Source organism: Saccharothrix sp. ALI-22-I (genome assembly GCF_001984175.1).
Lineage (GTDB): Bacteria > Actinomycetota > Actinomycetes > Mycobacteriales > Pseudonocardiaceae > Actinosynnema.
The window spans coordinates 62,619-75,195 of the sequence record NZ_MTQP01000061.1; the positions used below are offsets into that span (position 1 = coordinate 62,619).

The 12,577-nt window shown below is 71.6% G+C and carries 14 protein-coding genes; 9 read left to right on the forward strand and 5 right to left on the reverse strand.

The window, feature by feature from the left end; translation table 11 throughout:
• The first annotated feature begins 224 nt into the window (after window positions 1-224).
• Together ALI22I_RS20865 and ALI22I_RS20870 are read left to right on the forward strand one after the other, a co-directional pair.
• Window positions 225-1,025 carry a carbohydrate kinase family protein gene (locus ALI22I_RS20865; RefSeq protein WP_274522987.1) on the forward strand — a complete coding sequence of 267 codons (801 nt, stop codon included), beginning with the start codon at window positions 225-227 and terminating at the stop codon, window positions 1,023-1,025.
• 243 nt (window positions 1,026-1,268) lie between these two features.
• Complete coding sequence (locus tag ALI22I_RS20870; RefSeq protein ID WP_077007221.1) at window positions 1,269-2,015, forward strand: class I SAM-dependent methyltransferase; 747 nt, start codon at window positions 1,269-1,271, stop codon at window positions 2,013-2,015.
• Window positions 2,016-2,063: 48 nt separating this feature from the next.
• Here the strand turns inward: ALI22I_RS20870 and ALI22I_RS54735 are convergent, their stop codons facing one another.
• From ALI22I_RS54735 to ALI22I_RS20885, 4 genes are all read right to left on the reverse strand, one after another.
• Complete coding sequence (locus ALI22I_RS54735) at window positions 2,064-2,318, reverse strand: hypothetical protein (protein ID WP_179118297.1); 255 nt, start codon at window positions 2,316-2,318, stop codon at window positions 2,064-2,066.
• 102 nt (window positions 2,319-2,420) lie between these two features.
• The gene (locus ALI22I_RS20875) at window positions 2,421-3,170 is read right to left on the reverse strand and encodes an acyl-CoA dehydrogenase family protein (RefSeq protein WP_238598486.1); all 750 of its coding nucleotides are present in this window, start codon (window positions 3,168-3,170) and stop codon (window positions 2,421-2,423) included.
• A gap of 470 nt (window positions 3,171-3,640) precedes the next feature.
• Window positions 3,641-4,414: a hypothetical protein gene (locus ALI22I_RS20880; protein ID WP_077007354.1), complete on the reverse strand. Its 774-nt coding sequence runs from the start codon at window positions 4,412-4,414 to the stop codon at window positions 3,641-3,643.
• A gap of 171 nt (window positions 4,415-4,585) precedes the next feature.
• Window positions 4,586-6,106, reverse strand: a complete 1,521-nt coding sequence (locus ALI22I_RS20885) for a flavin monoamine oxidase family protein (RefSeq protein ID WP_077007222.1) — start codon at window positions 6,104-6,106, stop codon at window positions 4,586-4,588.
• 608 nt (window positions 6,107-6,714) lie between these two features.
• On the opposite strand from ALI22I_RS20885, the gene ALI22I_RS20890 reads away from it, so the two are divergent.
• The 7 genes from ALI22I_RS20890 (at window position 6,715) to ALI22I_RS20920 (ending at window position 11,191) form a co-directional block, all read left to right on the forward strand.
• Complete coding sequence (locus tag ALI22I_RS20890) at window positions 6,715-6,903, forward strand: DUF5999 family protein (RefSeq protein ID WP_077007223.1); 189 nt, start codon at window positions 6,715-6,717, stop codon at window positions 6,901-6,903.
• Between the two features lie 369 nt (window positions 6,904-7,272).
• Window positions 7,273-7,701, forward strand: a complete 429-nt coding sequence (locus tag ALI22I_RS20895) for an Hsp20/alpha crystallin family protein (RefSeq protein WP_077007224.1) — start codon at window positions 7,273-7,275, stop codon at window positions 7,699-7,701.
• Window positions 7,702-8,018: 317 nt separating this feature from the next.
• On the forward strand, window positions 8,019-8,720 hold the full coding sequence (locus ALI22I_RS55625; protein ID WP_077007225.1) for an Hsp70 family protein: 702 nt from the start codon (window positions 8,019-8,021) through the stop codon (window positions 8,718-8,720).
• Window positions 8,699-9,295 carry a nucleotide exchange factor GrpE gene (locus ALI22I_RS20905; RefSeq protein ID WP_077007226.1) on the forward strand — a complete coding sequence of 199 codons (597 nt, stop codon included), beginning with the start codon at window positions 8,699-8,701 and terminating at the stop codon, window positions 9,293-9,295. The genes ALI22I_RS55625 and ALI22I_RS20905 overlap by 22 nt, the downstream gene beginning before the upstream one ends.
• 6 nt (window positions 9,296-9,301) lie before the next feature.
• Window positions 9,302-10,309 (forward strand): DnaJ C-terminal domain-containing protein, encoded by a 1,008-nt coding sequence (locus tag ALI22I_RS20910; RefSeq protein ID WP_077007227.1) that lies wholly within the window; start codon window positions 9,302-9,304, stop codon window positions 10,307-10,309.
• A complete protein-coding gene (locus ALI22I_RS20915; protein WP_077007228.1) occupies window positions 10,309-10,623 on the forward strand; it encodes a chaperone modulator CbpM in 315 nt (104 codons plus the stop codon). Before ALI22I_RS20910 ends, ALI22I_RS20915 begins: the two co-directional genes overlap by 1 nt.
• 25 nt (window positions 10,624-10,648) lie before the next feature.
• Window positions 10,649-11,191 carry a Clp protease N-terminal domain-containing protein gene (locus ALI22I_RS20920; RefSeq protein ID WP_083751912.1) on the forward strand — a complete coding sequence of 181 codons (543 nt, stop codon included), beginning with the start codon at window positions 10,649-10,651 and terminating at the stop codon, window positions 11,189-11,191.
• Between the two features lie 183 nt (window positions 11,192-11,374).
• On the opposite strand, the gene ALI22I_RS20925 is transcribed toward ALI22I_RS20920, so the two are convergent.
• Window positions 11,375-12,529 (reverse strand): trans-sulfuration enzyme family protein, encoded by a 1,155-nt coding sequence (locus tag ALI22I_RS20925; protein ID WP_077007229.1) that lies wholly within the window; start codon window positions 12,527-12,529, stop codon window positions 11,375-11,377.
• Window positions 12,530-12,577: the final 48 nt, after the last annotated feature.

Sequence of the window (12,577 nt, forward strand, 5' to 3'; positions counted from 1 at the left end):
CCCCGTTCGGCGCGCAGGTCCTGCCGGTAGATCGACTCCGCGACGGCGCCGGTCAGGGCATCCAGGCGCCGATCTTGATTTCCTGGTCGTTCTGACTCCCCGCGCTCCCACCGCCACATCCGCTCACGATGAGCGCGAAGGCAGTGGTGGCGGCGATGACTGTGACGGTCGGGCGGAGGCGCACGTGTCTCTCCTACAACCCGAGTTCAGTTCAGGTTGGAACTGTGATCCCCGGTTCACTCGGTGCGACGGTGCGCACGGCGGGTGCCGTCGGCGCGGACCCGATCGGCGACCTGCTGCTGTCGATGCTGGCCGGGTACGGGGTCGACACCTCGTTGGTGGTGCGCCGCGACGGCGTGCAGACCTCGGCGTCGGTGCTGCCGATCCGCCCGGACGGCAGCAGGCCGGCGTTCCACCTTCCCGGCGCGAACCTCGCCTACGGGCCGGACGACGCCCCGCACACCGATATCGCGCGGGCCACCCACCTCCACCTGGGCGCGCCCGAGCTGATGGGCGGCGAGAACGCGGCGAAGATCCTCGCCCCGGCGCGGGCGGCGGGCGTGGTGGCCTCGGCCGACCTGCTCGTGCCCGGCGATCCCGGCGTACTCCCCTGGATCGCACCCGCTCTGTCCTCTCTCGACTACCTGCTGCCCAACGACGAGCAGGTCCTCGGACTCACCGGTGCCGCCACGCTGGAGGACGGCGCTCGCGCGCTCGTCGAGCGGGGCGTCGGGTGTGTCGCGGTCACCCGCGGGGCGCGGGGCGCGCTCGTGGTGACGGCGGACGAGGTGCTCACGGTGCCCGCGTTCGCCGTCGAGGTGGTCGACAGCACCGGCTGCGGCGACGCGTTCTCGGCCGGGTTCCTCCGCGGCGTCGGCCTCGGTCGTCCGCTGCGGGATGCCGCCGTGCTGGGCTGCGCGGCCGCGGCACTGGTGGCTCAGGGGCTCGGCAGTGACCACGGCGAGTTCGACCTGGCCACCGCCGACTCGTTCGCCGCAGGCGTCCCGACCCTGGACGTGGACTGATCCGCCGCGCCGACGTCGTGGCGGTGCTCGGCGTCGTGGCGCTGCGGACCACTCACCCGCCGGCTACCCGGTACATCACGGACGAGTGATGCACCGGGTGGCTCGACCGGGTTCGGGTCGCGGTCGACCGCCTGTGGGGTGAACATCGCGGGTGGTGCGGATCGCCGCCGGTGATCAGGGCACCCGAGGCGAACCACCATCACCAACCGCGCGCACGACCACCACCCCGGCCAGGCGAGTCGCATGGACATCACGGAACCGGCTCTCACCGGAGAAGCCACCGCCTACGGCGTCTCCGCCGAGTTCTACGACCTCCTGCAAGGGGATCGGGATCGCGAACGGGCCCGCCGGCGCTTCACCGCCGCCGCCCGCCGGGCGGTCCTGGGCGTCCTCGACGTCGGGGCGGGCACCGGGATCGTCACCGAGGTGCTGGTCCGGTTCGCGGCCGTGCCCGTCCACGCGGTCGAGCCGTCCCGCGCCATGCGGACGCCCCTGATCGCGCGCATCGCCCGCCTGCACACCGCCGAGCGCGGCCGCGTCACCGTCCACCCGTGCACCGTCCAGGACTGCCCGCTGCACCGGGCGGTCGACCTGGCCGTCGCGGCCAACATGATCCCCTGCCTGCCGCCGGACCGCCGACGTGCCACCTGGCACGCGCTCGCCGACGCGCTCGTCCCGGGCGGTCTGCTGCTGTTCGACCCACCACCCGAACACCCCACCCGACGACGCGAACAGTGGTGTCTGCCCTCCGCGCACGTGGGCCCCGACCAGTACAGCGCCCAGGTCGTCAGCACGCCCCACGAAGAGGTGCAGCGGCTGCGCTTCACCTACCGCGTTCACCGGGCGGGGCAGCTCATCCGCGAAGAACACGAGGACTTCACCGTCTGGCCGACGTCGCCCGCCCTCATCACCCGGGAACTGCGCGAAGCCGGCTTCACCCCGGTCCCGGCGCCCCACCGGACACTGCGCGCAGCACTCCTGCGAGCGTGAGCGGCCGGCGATGCCCCGTCGTGCCGGCAGCGCAGGGTGTTCGGCGGGTTACCGCGCGAGCATCCGCAGGCCGGTTTCCTCGACCAGCTCGCCGACGTCGGCGAGCTTCTTCGTCCCGGTCGGCCGGTACCAGCGCCAGACGCTCACGATCATGCCCAGCAGGTTCTGCGCCAACAGCTGCGCGTCCCGCTCGATGAACAGCCCCTCGGCCATGCCGCGTTCGAGCAGTTCGGCCCAACTGGTCTCGATCTGGCGACAGGATGGCCGCGCGCTTCGACCGCGGCCCCTCGTCCGGGTCGACAATCCTGGCCGCAGTCACGACATACCCCCGGTAGTGGCCCGTTCGGCGATCGACGGTCCAGTCGTCGACCTGATTTGAACTCAGTTCCACTTCGGGGCCTGCGGCTACACCCGCTCCAGGACCGTCGCGTTCGCCATGCCCCGCGCCATTGTCTCGGTGGCGTACAGCTTGCCCACCGAAGCCTCGGCGCCCGGTGCGCTGCCCGCTTCGAGTGCCGCGGTGATCCGCAGGCCGATGATCCGCTGCACGAGGGTGCGGATGTAGAGGTCGGCGGCCAGGTCGCGCTGGACCTCGCCCGCCGGGCACCGCCGGGCCAGTTCGAGCGCGCGGTCGGCGTTGTCCAGGCCGAGCGTGCCGGAGTCGAGCCGTTCGGCGGCTAGGACGGACAGCGTTACCTTCCAGCCCTGGCCGACCGGACCGAGACGATCCGCGTCCGGCACGACGACGCCGTCCAGGTACACCTCGTTGAAGCTCTCCCCGCCGGTCATCTGCCGGATCGGGCGGACGGTGACGCCGGGGGCGTCCATCCGGACCAGGAACACGGTGATGCCCGCGTGCTTGGGCACGTCCGGATCGGTCCGGCAGACCGCGACGCCCCAAGTCGACACCCGCGCGCCCGACGTCCACACCTTGTGCCCGTCGAGGACCCAGCCGTCCCCGTGGCGCACTGCCCGGGTCCGCACCGCCGCCAGGTCGGCCCCCGCCTCGGTCTCGGAGAACAGCTGGCAGGCGAGTTCGTCGGCGCGCAGCATGGGCTTGAGCCACCGCTGCTTCGGTTCCCGCGTGCCCCAGATCCCGATCGCGGGCGCGATCAGGTGCCTGGTCACCGGGAAGATCTCGGTCCGCTGCGGCACGTCGAACGCGGCTTCCTCGGCCCGGTAGAGACCCTCCGGGCAACGAGGGCCCCAGCTTGACCGGGTGCGCCGGGTCGGTCGTGTTCCACGACTGGACCGCGCCGGACTCACCGGCAATGGCGAGCACGTGGTCCCGAGGACTGAACACAGCCGCGCTGACCCACCCTCGCTGATCGCCGGGCAGAACGCTCAGCGGTTCCGGCCGATCAGGGGTCCGCACATCCCACAGCCGGATCGTGTCGTCCTCGCCCGCTCTCGGACGGCTACCGCTGCTGCCGCAGCGGTAGCGAGCGCGAACACTACGACCGCGGCCATCAACTGCCGAAGGCGTCGGCTGCGGCGACGCCTTTCGCTTGCTCGTCGTTGCGGGCACGCACGCCCGCGTCGAGGAACTCCCGTTCCCTGGTGGTCAGCGCCGCACGGGCCGTACCGCGCCACAGTTCGGCCCGGGGCTCAAGAGCTTGCCGGCGTCAAGAGCCGAGCGCGGCTTCGGGACTGCACGGCTTCTCCAACGGCCCCAGGTCGCGCCAGTTGAGCGACCACACCCGGACCGCGCCGCCGACACGACGGCCCAGCACGCAGTCCTTGCTCCCGCCGGTGTGCGCGAGCAGCGCCACGCCGACGTCGGAGCCCCTGACCCGGATGAGGACCTGCGGCGGGATGCCCGCGAGGTTGGTCACCGGGTCCACCGGTGGGGTGGGCAGACCGGCGGCCAGGGCGGCGCGCACCTCCGCTTCGCCGGGCGTCTCGGGCAGCGTGCCGAGGGTGGCTTCCAGGGCCGGGGAGAAGTCCGGCGGGATGTTCCGCTTCGGCAGGGGCGGCGGCGTGATCGGGGTGGCGTTGTCCGGGCAGGTCATCGGCGACGGCTTCGAAACGGCACCGTAGTAGTTGAAGTCGACGCTGTAGCAGGCGTCGAACGCCGGGGTCGACTTCCAGCCCGAGTCGTACGCGTCGCGGTGGATTCGCCAGACCAGGCGCGCCATCGGGTCGTCGGGGTCCTCGTGCTCCAGATCCTCGGCCTGCAACACGCTGAAGGTGCCGGTCTTGCCGAGCGGGGTGTCCAGCGCGGCACGGGCGAAGCCGATCGCGTCCGACTGCGGCGGGTAACCGATCGCGTCGGCCAGGGTCGCGGACTGCCGATCCGTCTCCGCGTCACCCGTGGCCGACTTGCTGACCAGGACACCGCACAAGGCGAGCACCAAGCCCGCGCAAGCCGCCGTTGCGACACGCCGTAAGGGGACCATGCCCGTCACGTTATCGACGTGGGTATCGCGGGTGCATGAGTATTTCCACGGGACTCGGCAGCAGTCTGACTTGCCGGGCCGCCGTGGTGAAGTCGGCCGGGCGGGCGAACCCGATGACGCGGCGGATGATCTCCGCTCCGCAGAACCCCACGGTGTCGCGGAACACCCGGCTCAGGTGGGCGATGGTGATCCGGCATACCACGGCGGCGGGCGCAGCCCGAAGCACTCGCACAGGACGTCCTCCGCCGAGGCGAGCGTTCCCTCGATCGAACCGGGGTCCGGGGTCCAGCAGTCGCTGACGACGTGAACCCGTTCGTCGGGGATGGGTTGGCGTGCGCGCGGTCCGAGGTCACTGAGGTCGTGCCCGGGACGCCGGACGTGCCAAGCGGCGCTGTGGGGTGGCCGGCTCCAGTCCGCCCAGCAGGCGCTCAGCGGACGTTCGAGGTCCGGCATGCCGTGCATCCGGGCGAGGAGGCCGTGCGCGTGGTCCACCATCGCTTCGCTGGGTGCCCACGCGGTTTCGGCGTGTGGGAGGTCGTCCTGCCGGGAGGCCCAGGCTCGGACGGAATCGCCGCTGGGGTAGGCGGCCAGGATGAGCGCGGGACCGCTTGCCCGGGTCGGTGAGCACGTTCCGCCGTACCAGAGCTGCCGTAGCGCGGTGTCGGTGGTGCTTCTCCCCTGCGTGATGCCCAGGCGCCACCACCACGGCTTCGGGTAGACGAGGAAGAGTTTGAAGGCGGGAACCGGCTCGATCGCGTTCAGTGCGGGTCGCAGCCGGCGGGTGAGCGGCAGCCCGTCGGGATCGAGACGGCGCAGTGCCTCGGGCGGAAGGGCGAGGACGACCGAGCGGGCCCATGTCCGGGTGTGCTCGCCCGTGGGGCGCCCGTCGACGTGCACCGCGAAGGTCAGCCGATAGTGGTCTTCACCGGGTTCCTTGTCGACGCGCACGAGCCGACGACCGGTGTGGGTGACGCCCGCCGCGGCGGTGAACTCTGCGTGCAGGGCATCGGTCAGGCTTTGCATGCCGCGCCGCAGCGTCAGGTACTCGGCATCGGGCGGGGTGCGGAAGATCAGGTCGAGCCGGGCGGCGGCGTTCTCATCGCTGTAGTGGACGTCGTAGCCCCCGGCGTCGTGGATGAACGCGACCGCGGTCGCACCCAGGGCGAACTCCAGGGCCTGTGACCAGGTCAGTTCGCCCAACGGGCGCCGCGCGAGCCGGGTCCGGTCCCGCCGGTCGCGGAAGGTCTCCAGCAGCGAGTCGGCGCGGTGCGGGTCCCTGCGGGCTTGGGCTTCGTGCTGGAGGCGGCGGAGTTCGGCGAACCCGGGGACGAGTCGCTCGGCCGCCTCGGCGATCAGGTCGTCGGGGGTGCGCCGGACGTCCCGTAGGCGTGTCGCGGCACCGCGCAGGTGCACGAGGTTCTCCCGGCGGCCGATCGTGAACGGGGTCAGCTCGGGGGCGAGGCCGAGGTGGCGGATCAGCGCGAGCACCGACCGCAGCCCGTGGTGCAGTCGCATCGCACCGAGGTCGGCGATGAGGTCCGGCGCAGCGCGGACGGGTTCGGACCACAGCCTGCCGCCGACGCGGTGGGTCTGTTCGAACAGCGCGATCCCGGTACCCGGCCTGGTTCCGACGAGTCGGTAGGCGCAGTAGCAACCGCCTACGCCGGCTCCCACCACGGCCACGTCGAGCACAACACCCTCCGTACACAGGTTGCACCGAAATGATTACTCTATGCTATTTACGGTATCGGCGGCCTGGATGTACGTTCTGCTTCACCCTCAGTGACAAATGGTCGCGTCCAGCCAACACCGCGGGTGTGGCCGGAAGCAGGCCTGATCATGTTCAGGGACGGTGTGCTCGCCGACACCGCCATCGCGTACCGCCGGCTCACCGAGTACTACCGCGACATCCGCTCGTTCTTCGAAACTCCCGACGCGGTGGCCACACCACCGCGGTGACCGCTGCCCGCGACACGGCGGACACCGAGGTCTGCGTAGTCGGCGCGGGCTTCGCCGGACTCGCCGTCGCCCGTGAACTGCGGGTACGGGCTTACAGTGGGCCGGCGCCACCACGGAACCTCCGCCGCCGACTCCCTACGGGTGGACGTCACCCGCCACCTGCGCGCTGCGCCGTGAACAGGACAAACGACGACGACGGACTACGGATTACGGAGTTGCGCACCCACGTACGTAGTTCCCCGGATGTACGGGCGCCGCCGCGAGGGCAGGCTATTCGCATACGACCCAGCGCACACAGGTTGGTTGAAGGATCGACCGATGGGCCGCCAGGAGCGTCAATCATGTGCCAGCACCAGCCCGCATGCCCGTCCGGTACGGACGAGAACGGCCAGTACGCGCGCATCGTCGCATCCCACCCCGAACAGGGCTGGTACCTGCTGTGCAACGGCGTGGTCCTGTTCGACGACGGCGGCTTGATGCTGTCCGACCACCGCGTCGTCGCGCCGGTCTACGAACTGGCCGCAGCCTGAACCGGTTCGGCCCCAGACCTCGATCACCGATCGTCCCCCGCTCGGTGACCGATTGCCAGGGTGCCCATGACGGTCACCCTCTGCGTACCCGGTGCTCCCCCGACTGCGACGTCCTTGCCTGGACGTCGCAGTGCACCGGGCCCCACGGGAAGGCGGCGCGTGAGTGACATCCCCCCATGCCACCCACGCGCCGCCCTTCTCGTTCCGGTGCCTTTCCGCCCCAGCAGGCGCACCCGATTCCGGATCGCTTCAGGCTTGATCCAGATTAGCAATACTCTATTCGGGTGAAGTTTTGTGACGGCGGAACAGGGCGGCGGGAACGAAGCGTTGCTGGTGGTGTCACTCCGTGAGGGAAGGAGGAGAACCGCCATGCTTATGGGCACCGATCCGTTCCAGGCGCTGGACCGGCTGACGCAGCAGTGGTTCGGCAGCGGCCTGACGCGGCAAGCGGCGATGCCGATGGACGCCTACCGCCAGGGCGACGAGTTCGTGGTTCAGTTCGACCTGCCCGGCGTGAGCACCGAGTCCATCGATGTGGACGTGCAGAACAACGTGCTCACGGTGACGGCGGAGCGCACCTCGGCCCTCGGCGACAACGTCGAGACGGTGGCGAGCGAGCGCCCTACCGGCAACTTCAGCCGGCAACTGTTCCTGGGTGACAACCTCGACACCGGCAACATCAAGGCCGAGTACGACGCCGGCGTGCTGACCCTGCGCATCCCGGTCGCCGAGCAGGCCAAACCGCGCAAGATCGCCGTCAACGCCGGCACGAGGGACCGCCAGGCGATCGACGTCTGACCGCCGGCCGCTTGCGCGGACATGACCGGCGCTCACCTCGGCGTCCGCTGACAGCGCGGTCATCGACGCCCGTGGCGCCGCACGTAGCGGCGCCCGCGGCGGGTTCGAGCCGCCCGGCGTCTTGAGGACGCACCGGCGCGAGGTGGGCTCCCGGTTCGGGCCGGTGGTCGTGTCCGGTTCCCTGCCGGGCACGACCACCGGCCCTTCGCGGGTCCGCCGCACGACGAGCGGGCCCGCGAAGTGTTGACGGTGAACCAGCCCTGAAGAACCAGCCCTGAACGAGCGCAAGGGATCGATCGAGCACAGGGGAGGTTGTGATGGCCAAGGCAGTCGGTATCGATCTGGGGACGACCAACTCGGTGATCGCCACCACCGAGGGCGGTAAGCCGACGGTGATCCCCAACAACGAGGGCGCGCGCACGACCCCGTCGGTGGTGGCGTTCACCGATCAGGGTGAGCGGCTGGTGGGTCAACTCGCGCGGCGCCAGGCGATCCTGAACTCGAAGGCGACGATCGCGTCGGCCAAGCGGTTCGTCGGCCGCCGGTTCGAGGAAGTCAGCAGCGAGAAGGACACGGTGTCCTACGACGTGGTGTCCGGGCCGCAGGGCGCGGCGCGGTTCCAGGTCCGGGACCGGCAGTACGCGCCGGAGGAGATCTCGGCGGCGGTGCTGCGCAAACTGGTGGACGACGCGTCGAAGTTCCTGGGCGAGAAGCGCCTCGGTCAGCTCGGTGACGCCGCGCCGGCGCACGAGCGGGCACGGGCCGAGATGCTGATCGGCGACGCCCGCCAGGCGGTCAAGGACGACAGCGTCGGACTGGACCGGCTGCGGGAGCTGACGTCGGAACTCCAGCAGCTCTACTACGGCCTCGACAGCGCCGGTGGGACGGCCACCGGCGGTACGGCCGGCGGTGGCGGCACGGCCGGCGCCGGGCAGCCCGGTAAAGCCGACGACGACGTCATCGACGCCGAGTTCACCAGTGGCTGCGGGAGGAGGCCATGGCCGAACAGGGAGGTTTGACACCCGGTCGCGGTGATCCCACCACGTCCCCGGAAGAACGCCGGTACGACGATCGCGAGTACGAAGAGGACCTGCTGGACCACACCGCGTCCGCCGCCGCCGGGGTGGCGCGGCTGGAGGACCGGTGGCGGCGGACCGCGGCCGAGCTGGACAACCTGCGCAAGCGGGTGGCGCGCGATACCGAACGGCAGCGGTGGGACGAGCGCGGCCGGGTCACGGCGGCCTGGTTGCCCGTGGTGGACAACCTGGATCTGGCGTTGCGGCACGCCGACGCCGACCCGGACTCGGTCGTGCAGGGCGTGCGCGCGGTCCGGGAGCAGGCGTTGACGGTGCTGGCCGGGCTGGGTTTCCCGCGCCGGGACGACGTGGGCGCGAAGTTCGACCCGGCCAGGCACGAGGCCGTCTCCACCACGGCGGACGTCGAGGCCGAACCGGGCACGGTCGTGGCCGTGCTGCGGCCGGGCTACGGCGAGGGCGAACGTCAGCTGCGCGCGGCGGCGGTGGTCGTGGCGGCCCGACCCGAGCACGGCGAGGCCGCGGGCGGTGAGGCGTCCGACGGGAAGCACGGGGGGTGATCCGCGGTGGCCGGTCGCGACTTCTACGAGGCGCTCGGGGTGTCCCGCGAGGCGAGCCAGGACGAGATCCAGCGCGCCTACCGCAAGCTCGCCCGCAAGTACCACCCCGACATGAACTCCGATCCGGGCGCGGAGGAGCGGTTCCGGGAGATCTCCGAGGCCTACCAGGTGCTGTCCGACCCTGAGCTGCGGCGGCGCTACGACGCGTTCGGGCCGGACTTCCGGCAGGTCCCCGAGGGCATCGACCCGGAGACGTGGCGGGCCCGCTCGGGCTCCCGGAGCCGTGCCCGGTCGGGACCGGTCGGCGACCAGGTCTGGGTGAGCACCGGACCGGGCTTCGGCTCGGGGTTCGACACGGGCTTCGACACGGGGTTCGGCTCCCCGTTCGGCTTCGGCGGCGTCGAGGACCTGTTCGGCGGGATGTTCGGCCAGGGCACCGGCCGGGCCGGCAGGCAGCCGGTGCGGGGCGCGGACCAGGAGGCCGAACTGGAGCTCACCGTCGAGGACGCCTACCGAGGGGGGCAACGCTCGCTCACCCTGTCCGGGCCCGACGGGCCGCGCACGCTCCAGGTCAACATCCCGCGCGGTGTCACGGACGGGCAGCGGATCAGGCTGGCGCGCCAGGGCGGGCGCGGTGTCGGCAACGCCGCACCGGGCGACCTGTTCCTGGTGGTGCGGCTCGCACCGCACGAGCGGTACCGGGTCGAGGGCCGTGACCTGCTGGTGGACCTGCCGCTGGCGCCGTGGGAGGCGGCCCTGGGCACCACCGTCGCGGTGGACACGCCCGGCGGGCAGGCCAAGGTCAAGGTGCCGCCGGGGACGTCGAGCGGACGACGGCTGCGGCTGCGCGGTCAGGGCCTGCCCGACCCGCGCGGCACGGCCGGTGACCTGTACGCCGAGGCGCGGATCGTGGTGCCCGCCCAGCTCACCGACGCCGAGCGGCGGTTGTTCGCCGAGCTGGCCGCCGCCTCCGCGTTCGACCCGCGCACCACCACTTCGGCGAGGAGTCGGTGATGACCTACGCCCTGATCCGCTACCACCACGACCGGCACGGGTTGCTGGACCTGGAGTCGTTCGCCCACGCCGGCGGCGCCCACCCGGAGCTGGTCCCCCGCCTGGTCGCCCTCGGCCTGCTCGAACCGGACCGCGACCGGGCCGGTGCGTTGTGGTTCGGCCCGGCGCACCTGGTCCGGTTGGCCCGCATCCAACGGCTGCGCGCGGACTTCTCGGTCAACTACGCCGCCCTGGGTCTGGTCCTCGACCTGCTCGACCGGGTGGCCGACCTGGAGAGCGCGATGCGCCGTGGGCGACAGCGCCCTTGGAGATGAGCCGAGACTTTCCCGGAGGTTGATCGTGGACACCGAGCGTTTGACCCAGAAGTCCCAACAGGCGTTGCACGACGCGCAGACCAAGGCGTTGCGGTTCGGGCACACCGAGGTCGACGGCGAGCACCTGCTGCTCGCGCTGCTGGACGATCCCGAAGGACTGGTGCCCCGGCTGCTCGACCAGGCCGGTGTCGGTCCGGACGCGCTGCGCGCGGGGGTGGAGGCGGAGTTGGGCCGTCGGCCGAGGGTCTCCGGCCCCGGTGCGTCACCCGGCCAGATCTTCCTCACCCAACGCCTGGCCCGCCTGCTGGACACCGCCGAACGCGAGGCCAAGCGCCTCAAGGACGAGTACGTCTCCGTCGAACACCTGGTGATCGCCCTGATCGAGGAAGGGAAGACCACCGCGGCCGGCCGGGTGCTGCACGAACACGGCCTCACCCGGGACCGGTTCCTCCAGGCGTTGACCGCGATCCGGGGCAACCAGCGGGTCACCTCCGCCATGCCCGAGGTCTCCTACGAGGCGCTGGAGAAGTACGGCCGCGACCTGACCATCGGCTCCCGAACCGGCTGAGTCCAGCACCGACAAGACGAACGGGCGATCGGCCTCGGCGCCCGCGCCATGACCGGCCTGCTGCTGAGCCGGCTTCACGCCCTACGCGGGTGATCGGGCGATCGTCCTGAGCCGGCCCGTTCGCTGAAGAAGAGCCGGCCGTCGGCGGTAGGCCGCTCCGAGGCGGTGGGGCGGGCTCCATTGTCACCCCAGTGCCTGTGCCAGGTCCGCCAAGAGGTCTTCGGTGTCCTCCACGCCGATCGCCAAGCGGATCAGGGCGGGGTCGATGCCGGTCCGGCGGAGTTCTTCCTCCGACAGCATCCCCGCCCACATCGCGGCCGGGCGGACCACGAGGCTTTCCACGCTGCCCAGGCTCGCGGCCCGGCGGAACAGGCGCAGGCGGTCGATGATCCGGACGGCCGCCTCGGGGCCGCCCTCCGGCACGAAGGAGACCACGCCGCCGTAGCCGCTCATCTGCCGGGCGGCCGTCGCGTTGCCCGGCAGGCTGGGGTGGTGCACCCGCTCGACCGCCGGGTGGGCGGCGAGCATCCGCGCCACCGCCTCGCCGTTGCGGTTGTGCTGCCGGATCCGCAGCGGCAGGGTGCGGATGCCGCGCAGCAGCAGCCACGCGTCGTGGGGGCTGAGCACCGGGCCGGTGATGATCAGCGTGCGCCACACCTGTTCCAGCAGCTCCGCCCGCCCGGTGACCACACCCGCGGACAGGTCGCTGTGGCCGCCCAGGTACTTCGTGGCGCTGTGCCACACCAGGTCGATGCCGAACTCGTGCGGCCGCTGGTTGACCGGTGAGGCGAAGGTGTTGTCGGCGGCGGTGAGGATGCCGTGCTCGGCCGCCAGTTCCACCACCGCGGTCAGGTCGGTGATCTCCAGCTTGGGGTTGCTGGGGGTCTCGACCAGCAGGAGCCGGGTTTCCGGCCGGATCGCCGCGCGCCACTCGTCCGGCGACTCCTGCTCGACCTGGGTCGCGGTGACGCCCAACCGGGGCAACAGGTCGGTCAGCAGGGCGCTCGTGCCGCCGTAGCAGCTGCGCTGCGCCACCACGTGATCACCCGCCCGGAGGAACGCCAACGCGATCGTGGTGGCGGCGGCCATGCCGGACCCGACCACGATGCCCGCCTCCGCCCCCTCCAGGTCCGCCACGGCCGCCGCGGCGCGCGCCAGGGTGGGGTTGCCGTAGCGGGTGTAGAAAGCGGACCCGAGCGGCTCCAGCGCCCCGGCCGCGAGGGCTTCCTCCGACTCGACGGCGAACGTCGACGTCTGGACGATCGGGGCTGTGAGCGGACCCGGCTCCTTCGCGTCCCGACCACCGTGCACCGCCCGGGTCAACGGCCCGTCCACCATCCCGCCCCCTCCGATCCGATCCCGATCCTGACCCTGATCACGACCCTG